The following is a 17,274-nucleotide window of genomic DNA, read 5'->3' on the forward strand; positions in this document are numbered from 1 at the left end:
AACTGGAACCGCTCTAGTTGGTATTTGACAAAACCATAGTCGTTGGCTGGGCGCGACATTTGCCTTTATACGACATATTCGCAGCGTCAGACGACTGCATCGCAGCTTCTGGAAATCCCGGCAGGTCGAGCATCGGCTGTCCTGTTCGCGACATATCCATCAATCCTGCATCTACAGATGGTTCGATCTGTAGAACTGATTCCGGAAAAGCCTGTATGGTTTTGATTTTATTTTGAAAGCTGACAGGAGTGGAGCTGCTCCATTCAAGATGCAGATCCCAAGATGCAGCTCCATCTTTCTTTGGCGTCGTGCTCAAGCGGCGATGAGCATTTTGCGCTCGGCGCGCTCCTGTTGTGGCGAGCGTCCGTATAATTCCCGATAGCATTTGGAAAAATGCGACGCCGAAACAAAGCCACAGGCGACTGCGACCTCGACCACAGGCATAGACGATTGCAACAACAAATGCCGAGCGCGATCGAGGCGAATTTCCAGATAATAACGTGCCGGAGACCGGCCCATCTCCTGTCGGAAAAGACGCTCCACCTGACGCCGCGAAAGACCAATCGTGTGGGCTACATTGATCAGTGCCTGCGGTTCTGAAAGATTGGCTTCCATCATCTCGATGATGGTCAACACCTTGGAGTTCTGAATGCCGAGCCGGGCACGCAGCGGCAGGCGCTGGCGATCCTGCGGGCTGCGGACACGATCAGTCAGCGCCTGTTCACAGATCTTGTTGACCAGATTGGCGTCGAAATCATCTCCGATCAGCTTCAGCATCATATCGAGAGAGGCGGTCCCGCCCGCGCAGGTGTAAAGGTTGCCATCGACTTCAAATAGATCGGCATAGACCTCGGCCTTGGGGAAGGCTTCCGAGAAGCCCGGAAGGTTTTCCCAGTGAATTGCACAGCGCTTGCCAGATAGAAGCCCGGCAGCGGCCAGTATATGGGCGCCGGTACAAAGTCCACCGACTGCCACGCCGCGATTATATTCCTCACGCAACCACGCAAAGACCGACTTGTTCCTGAATTCTTCCACATAAACGCCGGAACAGACGAATACCATTGAGGGGCGCTGCTCGCGTTGCAGGAAGCGTCGCTCGTCTTCCAGCGATGCGTTGACTGCGCATTCCACACCATTGGATGCGGTCACCGGTTTTCCGTCAACCGATGTCAATCGCCATCGATAGGCATCATAGCCCAGCATCCGATTTGCGATGCGAAGCGGCTCGATGGCCGTTGCGAACGCTATCATCGAAAAGTTTGGAACAAGAAAAAAGACAATAGACCGCTTAACCGATGAAGCCTGGATCATGCCCGATCGTTCCCATTCTCGAAGGCTCTGTCTGCGGTTCCCGACGCAGCTGAAGCCTTGTGTCTCCGTCACGACTCCGGGTGGTTTTGGGCCCGGTTTTCTCCGGTCGCTTTCAGACCGGCAACCTTGCTGCGTTAGCCCTGTTTCACAGGGGGAGGGCGATGGCGCAAACGAGATAGTGTTCTATTGAGACACAGAACGGGTAGGTTGCAAAGTGCGGCTAAATGCCTGCCGCGAAAAGGTATTTTAATGTCGGGAAATTGAGGGCGGATCGCATGATCGCCCTCAATTGGCTTTACTGCTCATGCTTGAATTCTGCCGTGGTTTTGGCGATGCCCGGCAGACGATCATCCACATTCGGCCAGCCGATATCGTGCAATATGTGCTCAGGTAGCGCTTCCAGCACACGGCGGCTACGCCTCACTCGACGCTCGTAAGACCAGATTTCCAGCTGCTTCTGTACTTTGGCGTAAAATTCGAGAAGCCACGATGGTGCGTTCGCGGTCGATGATGTTGCCGTAAAGCGCATGACAGTTGCCCGGCCGTTGGGAGCGGATTGGCACTGAATGGTCATTTTCTCTCTCCTCATTCAGAAGGTTCGGTTGAGACGCTCGCTGCAGCTCTGCTTGTTCGTGTCTTGAATGTGCATTCGACTTGACGTTCAATCAAACGAAATATAGAAAGGTTTAAGATCAGAAAATTTGAACAATGTACTGAAAACGGAGTCCGTGATGACAGCGCCCGTTCAACATCCCCTTCCAATGCTTGATATTGATGTGCTGCGCACATTCGTGGCGATTGCCGATACGGGAAGTTTTTCCTCTGCGGCAAACGCTGTGTTCCGTACGCCATCTGCTGTTTCAATGCAGATTAAGAAGCTGGAAGAACAGATTGGTGTTGCAGTTTTCGATCGGGATGCACGTTCGGTCACGTTGACGAGCGATGGCGAGATTCTGCTTGGATATGCGCGTCGTCTTCTGGCTCTCAATCGAGAGGCTGTATCGAAGTTTGTTGCACCCACGGTGACCGGCGTTGTCCGATTGGGCTCGCCGGACGATATCGGCGAATGCGTGCTGCCGCTGGTGTTGAAGCGTTTTGCTGAAAGCCATCCCGGTGTAACGGTCGATGTGGTGATCGATCAGAGCAGCAACCTGCGCAAGCGGCTCGATGAACGCCGACTGGATGTGACGCTGATCAATGTATCTCATACGATATTGAACAAAGGCGATGTGGAAGTTCTGCTGGACGAGGAGTTGGTTTGGGCTGGCGCCAAATGCGGTACGGCTTATCGTCGTGAACCTCTGCCGCTTTCCATTTGGGAAGAGGGGTGCGCCTGGCGCGGCAGCGCTCTGGAAGCGCTTGAAAGCAGCGGTCGTCCTTATCGTATTGCCTATATGAGTTCGCATTCGACAGGACAGCGAGCTGCGATCATGGCCGATCTCGCGATTGCACCATTCGGTAAGACCCTGTTGAGTGATGGAATTGTTGCCTTGGGGCCAGAGCATGGTCTGCCTGCTCTGGGTCGCTATCAGCTAGGCATGGTTGTGAAGCCAGAAGCTGGCCCACACATTCAGGTTGTTGCCGACCATCTGCGAAATGTTTTCGAAGGCTACCGCCGTTCCGGGCGCTTTGAGACGTTTCGCTCTAGCTGATAGCAGATCACAGTTTATTGGGATGGGAACTAATGCATTCTCTTGCCAGTGAAAAACGCTGCGCTAGATTTCTTTTGTGACAGCCGAGTGAATCGGCTTCACCGCCAGATGCCGGGCAGGGGCTTCGTATGTGGCGGGAGGCATAACTGGTTTGAATAGACTTGGAACTCTATGCATCTGCTCCTTCGAAAGAGCAGAAACGCGCATCCCATTGGAGAGACTGTCATGAAGCTGACCCGACTTGTCCCTGTTGCTATCGTTCTCTGCGCATTTACGCTTGCGTCATGTGCAAATACTGTTCGCGGCGTTGGTCGCGACGTAAAGGGCACCGCCCATGCGGTTCAGGAAACAGTAGAGTAAAGAGAACAGAAAGGCCCGGGTATACCGGGCCTTTTCTTTATGGAACCAGAAAATAGCTGACTGTTATGTGCTTGTCCGGTCGGGTTTTGTATTGAATATCGGTGGTGGCGATGTTGTATTGAGGCACAGCAATGTTCGCATTCTGCAATAGTGCTGCAATGCGGTCATTCGGTACAGCACCACCAAACCACATGACGAGCACGGGTGGTGTCAAATGCGCTCTGGCGTCCGGCGTTTCGGGATGCACCACACGCAAGGACGAATCAAACAATCTGAAATTGCCCGGTATCTGCGCATTGTCCGTCAGGATCGTCTTGAACGGACCTTTCGCCTGCACTTCTTCGTAAAGATGCCGATAGTCAAGTTGGCCATAGGGCGGCGAACTTGAACCGTAAGTCAGATAATAGCTCAGGACCGGCGGAACGATTAGCGCAACGACCGCGCTGACGACGGCATAGTCGATCAACGCCCTGTTTCCGATCCAATATCGCGCAAAAAGGCTGGCCATCAGTGCCGGAGTGAGGAACAGTACCGGCTGCAGCCAACGATCTTTTACGTTATTTGCGCCAGTAGCGACAACGCCAACCAGAACGATAACTAGCCCGACAAGAATCAGGAGGCGTATGAACTTTTCGCCGACAGTGAGCGGGGCAGAAGGTGCAGTTCTCTTCTTCCAGTGAATGAGCGCGATAATGCCCGCGATTGCCAGTGCAAGGATCGAGAACAGAAACGCCGCTTCGACGAGGCTCTCGACACCCATCAGTCGATCGAACAAAACATTGCCTGAAGCGCCGATCTCGAATTTGTTGGCGCGCGCCAGGACGCTTGATTTGTGGGCCAGCATCCAGAGTGCAGTTGGACCAAAGCAAATTGCAAATGCCAGAATTGTAACGAAGCTTAACTTGGAAAGCAGTATGCGGCGATATTCTGGAATAAGAAGTCCCGTCACGATCAACATGAGCAGGAAGAATGATGCATTGAACTTGCCGAGAAGCGCGGCAGCCATGGCGGCGCCAAGCGCGGCAGCGGATCCTGCATGACGCGCGCGCATATGCCAGGCAAAGGCCAGAAACGCCCAGCCACAACCCGCTGTTCCTGCAACCGAATGCGTCAAGGCGCGCTGCGATTCCCATCCGATTTGCGGAATGAGAAACAGTCCGAGCATGCTGGCTGAGGCAACAATACGCGAGAAGCCGAGCAATCTCATAGCGCCGTAAACGCTCAGGAAAAGGCTAGCGAGAATACTGAACTTGACGATCTGGAGCGTGAGCATCGATGTGCCTAGCACTGACGCTACTAGATTGGTAATCCATGTATAAAGAGGGGGTTGCGATCCGCCATATCCCCAGTCCAGATACCCTATATTGGCGAGTTGTTCGGCGTCATCGAGACCGGCGCCGTTGGAAACGACGGTGACAAGAATGGTCTGGAACGCGAAATAGCACAGCACGAAAACTACAGCCAAAGGCAGGCCGAAAAACCTCCTGTCGGCAGTGGAAACAGCGGTGGCTGATCGTTGTGCAGTCAAACTCATTGCCCTGAATAAAAAATAACCTGTGCAGGCTTCACCGGAAGCGTTCTGCATTTCACAGGATTATGTCCGGATTTCAATCGAACAGCTCAAAAAGCTTTGTAACAAAGGCGTGTAATTGTGCAATTTTGCGGGATCAAGAGCAATGGGCCAGATTCAGGCAACTATTTGTAGGCCTAAATGGCAAAAACCGCGCTGCCAGAAGGTGCACGGTTTTGCCAATTACGCATGGCATCTCCGCCGAACAATACACTGGCGGGATATACTGAGCTCCGGTACGCAGTACCAGATCCGGAGCGTCGAGCCGAGGTGAACCCGTCTCGTGCTCCTTTCTAGCCCAACATCGTTACCGTACGGTTATCAGAGACTTAAGCAAATCTAAACAATGCAAGTTTTTTGCATTGGCGATTGTTTACTTTGCCCCGGATTTGGCGCGCAGGTAGTTGATGATGCCCGAAAAGTCTTCGCCGCCATGACCTTCACCGTCAAAAAGGCTGTAAAGTTCCTGTGCATGTGCGCCAAGCGGCGTTTGCGCGCCAGCACTTTGGGCGGCTTCCTGTGAAAGTTTGAGGTCTTTCAGCATCAAAGCTGCCGCAAAACCGGGTTTATAGTCGCGGTTTGCCGGTGATGTCGGAACGGGGCCCGGAACCGGGCAGTAGGTTGTCAGTGACCAGCATTGCCCCGATGATGTTGACGCCACATCGAAGAGTGCCTGATGGGACAGGCCCAGTTTTTCAGCCAGGACAAAGGCTTCGCTGACACCGATCATCGATATGCCGAGGATCATATTGTTGCATATCTTTGCAGCCTGTCCTGCGCCGTCGCCGCCGCAATGAACAATCTTTCCGGCCATGGGCTGGAGGATTGGTTCTCCGCGTTTGAACGCATCGTCGCTGCCGCCGGCCATGAAAGTCAGCGTACCTGCCGCAGCGCCACCGGTGCCGCCGGAAACAGGGGCATCAATGGAAAGATGTCCATGGCTCGCGGCCAGCTCATGTGCTCTGCGCGCCGAATTCACGTCGATTGTGGAGCAGTCGATGAAAAGTGAGTCTTTTCGAGTTTTTGGTGCAATATCTTCATAAACGGAAAGAACGTGCTTTCCGGCTGGCAGCATGGTGATGACCACGTCGACGTCAGCCGCCGCATCCTGCGCACTCGAAGCTATCGAGAGGCCATTGGCCTTCGCCTCATCAAGATGTTGCGGCAAGAGGTCGAAGCCGCGGACGGTGTGACCGGCTTTCACGAGGTTGGCGGCCATCGGGCCACCCATATTGCCAAGGCCGATAAATGCTATTGTGGCCATAATGAATTCCTCCCTTGGCGGTTGTTAACTGAAAGTGCGCGCACCTTATCCGAAAGCCGTTTCACATTTTTCGGGATGCACTTTAAAATCAACGTCCGATCATCTGGCGCGCAATGATCACACGCATGATCTCGTTTGTACCTTCGAGGATCTGGTGTACGCGGAGATCACGGACAAGCTTTTCGATCCCGTACTCATGCAGATATCCGTAGCCACCGAAAAGCTGCAGTGCTTCATTTGCCACATTGAAACCCGTATCGGTAACGAAGCGCTTCGCCATGGCTGACCATTTGCCTGCATCATGTGTTTTGCGATCGAGCTTGCTGGCAGCGGTGTAAAGAAGCAGGCGCGACGCCGAGAGTTCAGTTTCCATGTCCGCCAAGCGGAATTGCAGCGCTTGAAAGCGATCGATTGTCTGACCAAAAGCCTCGCGCTGGCTGCAATATTCGAGCGATTTGTCGAGTGCCGATTGCGCGCCGCCGAGCGAGCAGGCGGCAATATTAAGCCGACCGCCGTCAAGTCCTGCCATCGCTATGCGAAAACCAGAACCTTCTTCGCCGAGAAGGTTTTGAGCCGGGACGCGACAATTGTCGAAAATGACGGTTCTCGTCGGTTGCGCATTCCAGCCCATCTTGAATTCATTCGCGCCAAACGAAAGGCCAGGTGCATCTTTTGGCACAACGATGGTGGAAATCCCCTTGGGACCGTCCTCACCGGTACGCACCATTGTCACATAGACATCTGTGGCGCCTGCACCGGAAATGAACTGTTTGGAACCGTTGAGAATATAATGGTCGCCATCGCGTGTGGCCCGTGTTCTAAGCGCAGCCGCATCCGAACCCGATCCGGGCTCGGTCAAACAATAGCTGGCAAGAGATTCCATCGACGTAAGCTTTGGCAGAAAGCGCTGGCGTTGCTCGTCGTTACCGTAGGTGTCGATCATCCATGCAGCCATGTTGTGGATGGAGACAAAAGCCGAAAATGAAGGGCATGCGGTTGCCAGCGCTTCAAAAATAAGCACCGCGTCGAGCCGTTTGAGTGCCGAGCCGCCCACGTCTTCATGCACATAAATGCCGCCCATGCCTAGGGGCCCGGTCTCTTGCAATACATCGACCGGGAAATGTTTGTCGCGATCCCATTGCAATGCATGCGGGGCAACGCGGTCGCCGGCGAAGGCTCGCGCCATGTCCTGAATGGCAAGCTGATCTTCGTTCAGTTCGAACTGGTTCTGGTCGGCAGCATCCATGGTTTCCTCCCTGTAGCACCGCACCTCTTCCCCGGACTAGATCATAACCGTGGAAGGCTGCCAACGCTCCATTGGAATAATGTTGCTCACATTTGTAATAAACTGATGCGCATTTTTGCATAGATGCTCGCCGATCAAGGTCCCGTTGCCAGCGAGTTCAGTTTACGCTACGCAGCAGTTTATGGCACGCGCAATCATGTTTCAGGGAACGGGTTCGGACGTCGGCAAAAGTGTTCTTGTTGCCGGATTATGCCGCGTTGCACGCAATCGCGGCCTCAATGTTCGCCCTTTCAAGCCGCAAAACATGTCCAATAATGCAGCGGTCAGCGACGATGGTGGTGAAATCGGCCGGGCTCAGTGGTTGCAGGCACTGGCTTGCGGTGTACCGTCGTCTGTCCACATGAACCCGGTACTCCTCAAGCCGCAGAGCGACATGGGTAGCCAGGTCGTTGTGCAGGGGAGGGTACGGGGCGAAGCGCGTGGGCGCTACTATCAGGAATTGAAACCACAACTCATGGCGGCTGTCATGGAATCCTTCGCCAAGGTCAGCGAAGGCGCGGACCTTGTGCTGGTGGAAGGGGCAGGATCGCCAGCTGAAATCAATCTGCGGGCTGGCGATATCGCCAATATGGGGTTTGCCACGCAGGCCGGTGTGCCGGTTGTTCTCGTAGGTGACATAGACAGAGGCGGCGTTATCGCTTCTCTCGTCGGCACGCACACTATTCTGTCCGGACAGGACCGCGCGATGGTTCGTGGCTTTCTGATCAACAAGTTCCGGGGTGATATTTCGCTCTTTGATGACGGGCTGGCTGCCATTACCCAGTTTACCGGCTGGCGCTCTTTCGGGGTGGTTCCGTGGCTGAAGGCGGTCTCGCGGTTGCCTGCCGAGGATTCGGTCGTTCTTGAGCGTACCGCGCGCGGAGAAAAGAAGTCGCTCGTTGTCGCGGTACCGATGTTGCCGCGCATCGCCAATTTCGATGATCTGGATCCGTTGAAGGCCGAACCGGATGTAGAAGTAGTCATGGTGCCGCCGGGGTCCAGTATCCCGGACGATGCTGGCCTTGTCGTTTTGCCTGGAACCAAGTCGACGATCGCTGACTTACTGGCTCTTCGTGACAATGGCTGGGATCGAGAATTATCTGCCCACGTGAAACGGGGAGGGTATGTGCTGGGTATCTGCGGTGGTTTCCAGATGCTTGGTCGTCGTATCAGCGATCCCGATGGTATAGAGGGGCATGTGCGCGATATTGATGGGCTCGAGCTTCTCGATATCAAAACGGTAATGGAGCCTGAAAAGGTGGTCCGCAATGTGCAGGCGACCTCACTTCTCCATGATGTACCGCTGCAAGGTTATGAAATTCATATCGGTCGCACGACCGGACCGGATATGACGCGGCCTTTCGCCCATATTGGCGGGCATGACGATGGAGCCATATCGTTGGATGGACGCATCATGGGGACCTATCTCCACGGTATTTTCAATGCTGACGAATTTCGCCGGAAATTTCTGGAGAACCTTGGTGTGCGGAGCAGTTCAATGAACTACCGCGCTGGCGTTGAAGCTGCATTGAATGAGCTGGCTGAAGGGCTGGAAGCGTGCCTTGATATTGATGCGCTGTTCGCAATCGCCTGAATTTCAAGCTCCGGATTTTTCTATATATTTAATCTGCATCCATAATTATTGCTGGCATTTTATAATTACTTGTTTGAATGTAATTTAAATTGTAACATCTATTTTTATACATATTTAGATATTCTTTTATTATTTTATATATTTAGAGGTTTTCTGTGCTTGTTAATATAGCGTCGGGCGCCGCATCCAGCTTTTACGGCTTTAGGATGCAGAAGGCGTTTTTGTATTCTTTTATTACTATCAATGGTTTCTTTGTTGTTTTCCCGCAAATTGATCTAGCTGTTTCAAGATATTTTTATCAGTCAGGAGTTTTCTTTATTTCTCACAATCCATATTGGATAGCGGTGAGAGATTTCCATCGGCTCAGCCAGTGGTATCTGTTGGTATTCGTTATGTTGACGATAGCGTTGTATGCTCTGTGGCCGCAGCGTCTTTCAGCAGTCGCGCCGCATAAGATTGTCTATATTACGCTTATCTATCTATTCGGTCCAGGTGTACTGGTGCACAGCCTCAAACTTATCATCGGACGGGCGCGGCCAAGGAACCTCGCAGAGTTTGGCGGATCGGTCGACTTCACGCCTGCATGGCAATTGGCTGACATGTGCCGACATAGTTGTTCATTTCCTTCAGGAGAGTCGTCTGCCGCCGTTGCGATGCTTCCATTGTTGATCTTTGTGCCGGCGCATCTTCGAATTAAAGCGGCATTAGTCTTCATCCCAATTCTGGCGCTTGTATCGCTGAACCGGGTCTTTATGGGGGCACATTTCCTGTCTGATGTTGTCATCGCCTGGACGCTCATCATTGGTCTCATGATTTGGCTTTGGCCCAGAATTTCACGTCATGCCGATGTAATTGACAGCTGGGTGAGGCTCAGAGGCGAAAGCCTTCGAACATGGCTATATGTTCGCTGATTGACGCCGATGGGCTGAAAGCCTAGTGTCCAGAATATGCAACAGGTTGTTGCCGGGACGAATCCCGGCGATACCAAAAAGGGAATGCGACGGACGGACCCAATCCGGGCGTTTTTATCGCAGCCGACCCCGCGACTGTAGAGCGGAGAGGGATGAGGCAAGCCGGGCAACCGGTGGCCACTGGGAGTTTGAAACTTCTGGGAAGGTAGCTTCAATCCCTGCGACCCGTGAGCCAGGAGACCTGCCTGTTGCGTGAGGGCATTGAGCCCGAACCCCATGGGAGGTTTTTCCCTGCTGCCTGCACGGAGGTTGTCATGGCTGCACGTACTCAAGATTCTGTTTCCAGCACACTCGCAATGCCCCTTGCTGCTCGTCTGGGCACGGCTGTCGTTTCCCTGCTTCTCGGCGCGTTTCTGATTTACGGCGTAGGGCTTGCCCATTCCGATACGCTGCATGATTCAGCACATGATACGCGCCATTCTTATGGTTTTCCCTGCCACTGAGCAGCCTAACCTTTTTGAGAATTGAAGCTGAGCAAGGCTCGATGGCGGACGGCCATCGGCGTGAAATTGCTATTGAGGGACAGAAATGTTGATCCGTTATTTGTTGGCGACACTTGCTGCCGGTCTTCTGGCCGGGCTGCTGGTTACTCCCGCCATGTATTTGAAGACAGTGCCTTTGATCCTGCAGGCCGAGACCTATGAAGATGCTGGTGGTGGTCACAGCCACGGCGAGGCGGAAGCTGCACCGCATGATCATGGTGCCGCTGCCGCAGATGCGGAAGAAGAAGGGGCTGAACTGCCATTTGGGCGATTGGGCAATACGATCCTTGCCAATCTCGTAGCGGGAGCGGGTTTTGCCTTGCTGCTTGGAGGCGTGGCCTTGCTTCTCGGACGTCGCATCACGGTACAGAATGGCATTTATTGGGGCGTCGCGGGTTTTTTTGCGGTCGCCTTTCTGCCCGCGTTGGGGTTGTCACCGGAGCTGCCGGCAATGCCTGCGGCTGATCTGGCCGAACGTCAGCTCTGGTGGATTGCAACCGTGGTGCTGAGCGGTCTGGGGCTCTATCTCATCGTGTTGCGCCAGGAAATCTGGGCAAAAATCCTTGGGCTGGTGCTGATCGTGGCTCCACACCTCTATGGCGCACCGCATCCGGAAGATATTTCATCGCCGATTCCGTCATTGCTTGCTTCGCAATATGCAGTCGCATCGCTGGCGACTAACCTGTTCATGTGGGCGGTGATCGGCCTCGCACTCGGCTGGTTCATCCAGCACTATGCATCGTCCGAGATTGAAGGTTGATGAAAATGGCTTCGCCGGGAAAATCGGTTTTGGTTCTTGGCGGAGCCCGTTCGGGCAAGTCGTCTTATGCCGAAAAGATGGTCGAGTCCTCGGGGCTTCAACCGCTCTATCTGGCGACAGGACGTGCGTTCGACAAGGAGATGGAAAACCGTATTGCCATTCACCGCGACCGACGCGGTTCAGAATGGCAGACGGTAGAGGAGCCGCTTGATCTCATCGATGCACTAACATTGCATGCTGCTGCGGATCGGTTCGTGCTGGTCGATTGTTTGACCCTGTGGCTGACCAATCTGATGATGGCCGAGCGCGATATAACAACAGAGACGGCAGGTCTTGTTGCTATGCTGCCGAACCTTGCCGGGCCTGTTGTTTTTGTTTCGAACGAAGTTGGACTTGGGATCGTGCCGGAAAATCGGATGGCACGGGAATTTCGCGATCATGCAGGCTTTCTGCATCAGGCAGTGGCCGCGGTTGCGAATGAAGTTTATTTCATGGCGGCAGGGCTGCCGCTCAAGATGAAGGGATAAATCGATGCAGGGACAGAAAATTCCGGCAACGGTCATCACGGGTTTTCTCGGATCTGGCAAAACGACGATGATCCGCAATCTGCTGGAAAACGCTGATGGAAAACGCATCGCGTTGATTATCAATGAGTTCGGCGATCTCGGTGTCGATGGCGGTATTCTGAAAGGTTGCGGTATAGAGGCATGCCGTGAAGAAGATGTGATCGAACTCAACAATGGTTGCATCTGCTGCACCGTTGCCGATGACTTCATCCCGACTATGACCAAGCTTTTGGATCGCGCCGATCGCCCCGATCATATCGTGATCGAGACCTCAGGTCTGGCGTTGCCGCAGCCGCTGGTCGCGGCTTTCAACTGGCCGGAAATCAAGACGCAGGTAACCGTCGACGGTGTGGTTACGGTGATCGACGCTGCCGCTGTTGCCGAGGGGCGTTTTGCCGATGATCATGACAAGGTTGATGCGCAGAGGGCAGCGGACGAATCTCTTGATCATGAAAGCCCCTTAGAGGAACTTTTTGAAGATCAGATTCATGCAGCCGACCTTATTGTTCTCAACAAGGCCGATCTGATCGATGCCTCGAAGCTGGATAGTGTCAAGGCCGACGTGGCCGAGCGTTCGCCGCGCCGGGTGAACATGGTTCCTGCAAGCTTTGGCAAGCTTGGAGCCGATGTTTTGCTTGGTCTCGGTGTCGGTACCGAAGACGACATTGCCAATCGCAAGTCTCACCATGAAATCCATCATGCCGATGGGCATGAGCATGATCATGACGAGTTCGAGAGCTTCGTGGTCGAGGCAGGCTCGGTTGCTGATCCCAAGCTATTTACGGAAAGGCTGAAAGCGGTCATTGCAGAACACGATATCCTTCGTCTGAAGGGCTTTGTCGATGTGCCGGGCAAACCGATGCGTCTGGTCGTGCAGGCGGTCGGTCCGCGTATTGAGCATTATTTTGACCGCCTATGGAGCAAGGATGAAACGCGCTCCACGCGACTGGTTGTGATCGGGCTGCATGACATCGATGAAGCAGCCATCACCAATGCAGTGAAAGACGCCGTCTGACCGATGCATCTTTTACTCGCCCAGAAAGGAACAATTAGTGACGGCAACGAGGCCGTCGATCTCGGCCAGACGCCGGGCGAGATATTGTTCCTTTCTGCCGCTGATACCGAACTGGCCAGTCTGGCGCAGGCGCATAAGCTTGCGCCAGACCTACCGAGTCTACGGCTGGCCAATTTCCTGAGTCTTACCCATCCCATGTCGGTTGACGCCTATGTGGAGCGCACCGCCAGATATGCCAAGCTTATCGTTGTGCGCATAATTGGGGGTGAAACATACTGGCCTTACGGGCTGGAAGCGCTGCACGCCTGTGCCGTTAGCCATGGTATCAAGATTGCCGTATTGCCGGGGGACGACAAGCCCGATCATGGGCTGGACCGGTTTTCGACTGTAACTACCCACGAACGAAATGAACTCTGGCAGTATCTGATCGAGGGCGGCGCGGCGAATACGGGTGCATTCCTTCACTATTGCGCTGCGCTGATTGCAGGTTCAGAGAAGCCGGAGAGCGCAGCACCGCTGCTCAAGGCTGGTCTGTGGTGGCCGGGAGAGCATGTCTCCTCGCTGGACAGTATTCGTACGCACTGGAACGATACAAAAGCACCGGTCGCTGGAATCATCTTTTATCGGGCACTGGTGCAGAGCGGACAGACGCAGCCTGTTGATGCGCTGATTGCTGCTCTGCAGGAAAAAGGTCTCAATCCGATTCCGATATTCGTTTCGAGCCTCAAGGATCGATTGTCCGCAGCAGTCGTCGACGGTCTGTTCGAGGACTGTCCGCCGGATATCGTTTTGAATGCTACTGGATTTGCGATTTCTTCGCCGGGGGTGGAGCGTAAGCCGACCGTGCTGGACAAGCGCGGCAATATGGTGTTGCAGGTGATTTTCTCCGGGACACCGAAAGCTATTTGGGAGACCTCGCAGCAAGGGCTGCTGGCACGTGACCTGGCGATGAATGTCGCTTTGCCCGAAGTGGACGGGCGCGTGCTTTCGCGTGCAGTGTCCTTCAAGTCGGCAAAACAATTCGATGCGGCAGTGGAAGCGAATATCGTGACTCACGAGCCGCACGAAAACCGCGTGGATTTTGTGGCGCAACTTGCTGCAAACTGGGTGCGGTTGAGGCGGAAACCGCCCGATGAAAGGCATGTTGCGCTTATTCTCGCCAATTATCCGAACCGCGACGGGCGGCTTGGCAATGGCGTGGGCCTCGATACGCCCGCTGGAACGGTCGAAGTACTCCACGCCATGGCGAAGTGTGGGTATCCCGTCGCTGACCTGCCTGTGGACGGTGATGCATTGATGCGTGCATTGACGGCAGGTCCGACCAACGCTGTGCGTGACGGGCGCGAGATACGCGAAACGATTTCACTGAATCAATACAAGGCTTTCTTCGAAAGACTTCCCATAGCGATTCAGAAGGAAATCGAAGGTCGCTGGGGTGCGCCGGAAAATGACCCTTACTTTGCGCAGGAGCTCGTTGCTTTTGCATTGCCGTTGATGCGGCTGGGTGCAACCTTTGTCGGCATTCAGCCCGCGCGCGGCTACAACATCAATCCGAAAGAGACTTATCACTCACCTGATCTGGTGCCGCCGCACGGCTATGTTGCTTTCTATGCTTTTCTGCGTGAGGTCGCAGGCATTGATGTCGTTGTGCATATGGGCAAGCATGGAAATCTGGAGTGGCTACCGGGGAAGGCCCTTGCGCTGTCGGAAAACTGCTATCCCGAAGCTGTGTTCGGTCCTACACCTCATATCTATCCCTTCATCGTGAATGATCCGGGTGAGGGCACGCAAGCCAAGCGTCGTTCAAGTGCTGTCATCATCGATCATCTGACGCCGCCGCTAACACGCGCCGAAAGCTACGGACCGCTGAAAGACCTCGAAGCACTGGTGGACGAATATTACGAGGCCTCCGGTGTCGATCCGCGTCGCCTGCTGAGGCTGAAAGGGCAGATACTTGATCTCGTGCGCGACATCGGGCTTGATCGCGATGCGGGTATTCACGACCATGACGATGAAGACATGGCGCTGCAAAAGCTTGACGCCTATCTGTGCGATCTCAAGGAAATGCAAATCCGCGACGGTCTGCATATTTTCGGGCTGGCGCCTGAAGGCAGGCTGCTGACCGATCTTCTGGTTGCGCTGGCACGTGTACCGCGTGGCGTACCAGTTTCGCTTGGCGGTGCACCGGGCGATCAAAGTCTCCAGCGTGCAATCGCTGCTGATTGCGGGCTTGGCGAAACATTCGATCCCCTCGATTGCAATATGGCAGAGGCGTGGACGGGCAATAAACCTGATCTCTTGCGGGCTGCGAGTCCTGCAACTTGGCGTATTGCGGGCGATACGGTGGAGCGTATCGAATTGCTGGCAGCCAGCTTCGTTGCAGGTGATACAGAGTGTCCCGCAGACTGGTCACAGACGCGGGCGGTTCTCCAATCCATAGAAGAACATCTGCGCCCCATGGTGGTTTCCTGCGGGCCTTCGGAGATAGATGGTTTTCTTGCGGCACTTGGCGGGCGGTTTGTGCCGCCGGGTCCATCCGGTGCGCCAACGCGTGGCCGTCCCGATGTACTGCCAACCGGCCGGAATTTCTTCTCCACCGATAGTCGCGCCGTTCCCACTCCAGCAGCATGGGAACTTGGACGCAAATCGGCGGAACTCCTGATTACCCGTTACACACAGGATCATGGTGAATGGCCGACCTCGTTCGGCCTGACCGCATGGGGCACGTCGAATATGCGCACCGGCGGCGACGACATTGCGCAGGCCCTGGCGCTTATCGGTGTCAAGCCGGTCTGGGATATGGCCTCACGCCGGGTAACCGGATACGAAATTGTTCCGATTGCAAAGCTTGGCCGTCCACGGGTCGATGTGACGTTGCGCATTTCCGGTTTTTTCCGCGACGCATTTCCAGAACAGATTGCACTGTTCGACAAGGCCGTGCGTGCAGTTGGCGCTCTTGATGAGGATGCCGGGGACAATCCAATCGCAACGCGCATGCGGATTGAGCAGGCGCGCCTTGTTGCAGACGGGGCAGACGAAAAGACAGCGGAGCGCCGTGCGGGTTATCGTGTTTTCGGGTCCAAACCCGGCGCTTATGGGGCAGGCTTGCAGGCCTTGATAGACGAGAACGGCTGGGCCGGGCGCAACGATCTGGCGGAAGCCTGGCTTGTCTGGGGCGGTTACGCCTATGGTGCAGGCGAGGAAGGGCAGGCCGAGCGCAGCCTTCTCGAGGAACGGTTGCGTTCGGTTCAGGCTGTTGTGCAAAACCAGGACAATCGCGAACACGACCTTCTCGATAGCGATGATTACTACCAGTTCGAAGGCGGGATGGCTGCGACCGTTGAAAGCTTGAGCGGCGCAATGCCTGCCGTCTATCACAACGACCACTCCCGCCCGGAAAAGCCGGTGATCCGTGCGCTGGAGGAAGAGCTTTCGCGTGTCGTGCGCGGGCGTGCGGCCAATCCGAAATGGATCGCAGGCGCCATGCGCCATGGCTACAAGGGCGCGGCAGAGATCGCGGCGACAGTTGATTATCTTTTCGCTTTCGCCGCCACTACGGGCAAGGTCGGCACCCACCACTTCGAGGCGGTCTATCAGGCCTTTATTGCCGACAAGGCAGTGCATGATTTCATGGCCGAGAAAAATCCGGCAGCGCTTGCCGAGACGGCAGCGAAACTCAACGATGCTATCTTGCGCGGATTCTGGACGCCTCGCTCCAACTCTGCGCGGTTCGAGCTGGAAACATTGAGCTCACATCTTCAAAAATTGAATCCGGAAAGGGCGGTAAATGGCTGAGAAATCGGAAAAACTTCTTTCGATGACGGAAGAGGAGCTGAATGCACGCCATGCGGACAAGATGCGCAAGAAGAAAGCCGCCCGCGACAAGATCCAGGCCACCAAGACCGAGGAAAAGGGGCTGGTAATCGTCCATACCGGCAAGGGCAAGGGCAAGTCGACTGCCGGTTTCGGGATGGTTTTCCGTGCGCTGGGCCATGGAATGAAAATCGGTGTCGTGCAGTTCGTCAAAGGGTCGTGGGACACCGGTGAGCGCTGGGTTCTGGAGAAATTTCCCGAGCAGGTGACAATCTCGGCGCTGGGCGAAGGCTTTACTTGGGAAACACAGGATCGCACGCGAGATATCGCCATGGCGCGTGGGGCATGGGAACAAGCCAAGGCCATGATATTGGATGAAAGCTACGATATGGTGCTCTGCGACGAGCTGAATATCGTGCTTCGATACGATTATTTGCCGGTCGAGGAAGTGATCGAAGTTCTCAAAGCCAAGCCGGAGATGAAGCATGTCATCATCACTGGCCGCAATGCCAAGGACGAGTTGATGGAAGCGGCAGACCTTGTGACCGAGATGGAGATGATAAAGCATCCGTTCCGCTCAGGTGTAAAGGCGCAGAAAGGCATTGAATTCTAGTATTTCTTTTGCGCATTA

16 protein-coding genes and 1 riboswitch are annotated in these 17,274 nt (G+C 54.6%); of the genes, 10 read left to right on the forward strand and 6 right to left on the reverse strand.

Annotated elements, in window-relative coordinates:
- Positions 1-13: 13 nt before the first annotated feature.
- The 3 genes from HWX93_RS17760 to HWX93_RS17770 all read right to left on the reverse strand — a co-directional run bounded on the left by HWX93_RS17760 (position 14) and on the right by HWX93_RS17770 (position 1,885).
- Positions 14-316 carry a hypothetical protein gene (locus HWX93_RS17760; RefSeq protein WP_176038118.1) on the reverse strand — a complete coding sequence of 101 codons (303 nt, stop codon included), beginning with the start codon at positions 314-316 and terminating at the stop codon, positions 14-16.
- A complete protein-coding gene (locus HWX93_RS17765; RefSeq protein ID WP_012091847.1) occupies positions 313-1,311 on the reverse strand; it encodes a GlxA family transcriptional regulator in 999 nt (332 codons plus the stop codon). Before HWX93_RS17765 ends, HWX93_RS17760 begins: the two co-directional genes overlap by 4 nt.
- 295 nt (positions 1,312-1,606) lie before the next feature.
- Positions 1,607-1,885 carry a DUF1127 domain-containing protein gene (locus tag HWX93_RS17770; protein WP_176038119.1) on the reverse strand — a complete coding sequence of 93 codons (279 nt, stop codon included), beginning with the start codon at positions 1,883-1,885 and terminating at the stop codon, positions 1,607-1,609.
- Positions 1,886-2,042: 157 nt separating this feature from the next.
- Here HWX93_RS17770 and HWX93_RS17775 point away from each other — a divergent pair, with 157 nt between their 5' ends.
- The gene (locus HWX93_RS17775) at positions 2,043-2,963 is read left to right on the forward strand and encodes a LysR family transcriptional regulator (RefSeq protein ID WP_176038120.1); all 921 of its coding nucleotides are present in this window, start codon (positions 2,043-2,045) and stop codon (positions 2,961-2,963) included.
- A 225-nt stretch (positions 2,964-3,188) separates the two neighbouring features.
- Entirely contained in the window at positions 3,189-3,323 is a 135-nt protein-coding gene (locus HWX93_RS17780; protein WP_012091850.1) for an entericidin A/B family lipoprotein, read from the forward strand.
- 37 nt (positions 3,324-3,360) lie between these two features.
- On the opposite strand, the gene HWX93_RS17785 is transcribed toward HWX93_RS17780, so the two are convergent.
- From HWX93_RS17785 to HWX93_RS17795, 3 genes are all read right to left on the reverse strand, one after another.
- Positions 3,361-4,857, reverse strand: coding sequence for a glycosyltransferase family 39 protein (locus HWX93_RS17785; protein ID WP_176038121.1), 1,497 nt, complete (start codon positions 4,855-4,857; stop codon positions 3,361-3,363).
- A 409-nt stretch (positions 4,858-5,266) separates the two neighbouring features.
- A complete protein-coding gene (gene mmsB, locus HWX93_RS17790) occupies positions 5,267-6,157 on the reverse strand; it encodes a 3-hydroxyisobutyrate dehydrogenase (RefSeq protein WP_176038122.1) in 891 nt (296 codons plus the stop codon).
- An 88-nt stretch (positions 6,158-6,245) separates the two neighbouring features.
- The gene (locus tag HWX93_RS17795) at positions 6,246-7,403 is read right to left on the reverse strand and encodes an isobutyryl-CoA dehydrogenase (RefSeq protein ID WP_176038123.1); all 1,158 of its coding nucleotides are present in this window, start codon (positions 7,401-7,403) and stop codon (positions 6,246-6,248) included.
- 181 nt (positions 7,404-7,584) lie between these two features.
- On the opposite strand from HWX93_RS17795, the gene HWX93_RS17800 reads away from it, so the two are divergent.
- From HWX93_RS17800 to cobO, 8 genes are all read left to right on the forward strand, one after another.
- On the forward strand, positions 7,585-9,036 hold the full coding sequence (locus tag HWX93_RS17800) for a cobyric acid synthase (protein ID WP_176038124.1): 1,452 nt from the start codon (positions 7,585-7,587) through the stop codon (positions 9,034-9,036).
- 206 nt (positions 9,037-9,242) lie between these two features.
- Positions 9,243-9,947: a phosphatase PAP2 family protein gene (locus HWX93_RS17805; RefSeq protein ID WP_176038125.1), complete on the forward strand. Its 705-nt coding sequence runs from the start codon at positions 9,243-9,245 to the stop codon at positions 9,945-9,947.
- Positions 9,948-9,973: 26 nt separating this feature from the next.
- A riboswitch (cobalamin riboswitch) is annotated at positions 9,974-10,211 on the forward strand.
- A gap of 50 nt (positions 10,212-10,261) precedes the next feature.
- The gene (locus tag HWX93_RS17810; protein WP_061346096.1) at positions 10,262-10,450 is read left to right on the forward strand and encodes a CbtB domain-containing protein; all 189 of its coding nucleotides are present in this window, start codon (positions 10,262-10,264) and stop codon (positions 10,448-10,450) included.
- An 85-nt stretch (positions 10,451-10,535) separates the two neighbouring features.
- Complete coding sequence (locus HWX93_RS17815; protein ID WP_109988490.1) at positions 10,536-11,249, forward strand: CbtA family protein; 714 nt, start codon at positions 10,536-10,538, stop codon at positions 11,247-11,249.
- 5 nt (positions 11,250-11,254) lie between these two features.
- Positions 11,255-11,776, forward strand: coding sequence for a bifunctional adenosylcobinamide kinase/adenosylcobinamide-phosphate guanylyltransferase (gene cobU, locus HWX93_RS17820; protein ID WP_176038126.1), 522 nt, complete (start codon positions 11,255-11,257; stop codon positions 11,774-11,776).
- Between the two features lie 4 nt (positions 11,777-11,780).
- A complete protein-coding gene (cobW, locus tag HWX93_RS17825; protein ID WP_176038127.1) occupies positions 11,781-12,830 on the forward strand; it encodes a cobalamin biosynthesis protein CobW in 1,050 nt (349 codons plus the stop codon).
- A gap of 3 nt (positions 12,831-12,833) precedes the next feature.
- Complete coding sequence (cobN, locus tag HWX93_RS17830; RefSeq protein WP_176038128.1) at positions 12,834-16,625, forward strand: cobaltochelatase subunit CobN; 3,792 nt, start codon at positions 12,834-12,836, stop codon at positions 16,623-16,625.
- A complete protein-coding gene (cobO, locus tag HWX93_RS17835) occupies positions 16,618-17,256 on the forward strand; it encodes a cob(I)yrinic acid a,c-diamide adenosyltransferase (protein ID WP_109988487.1) in 639 nt (212 codons plus the stop codon). Before cobN ends, cobO begins: the two co-directional genes overlap by 8 nt.
- The last annotated feature ends 18 nt before the right edge of the window (positions 17,257-17,274 follow it).

Origin of the sequence: Brucella tritici, from assembly GCF_902825325.1 — a bacterium.
Classification (GTDB): Bacteria; Pseudomonadota; Alphaproteobacteria; order Rhizobiales; family Rhizobiaceae; genus Brucella.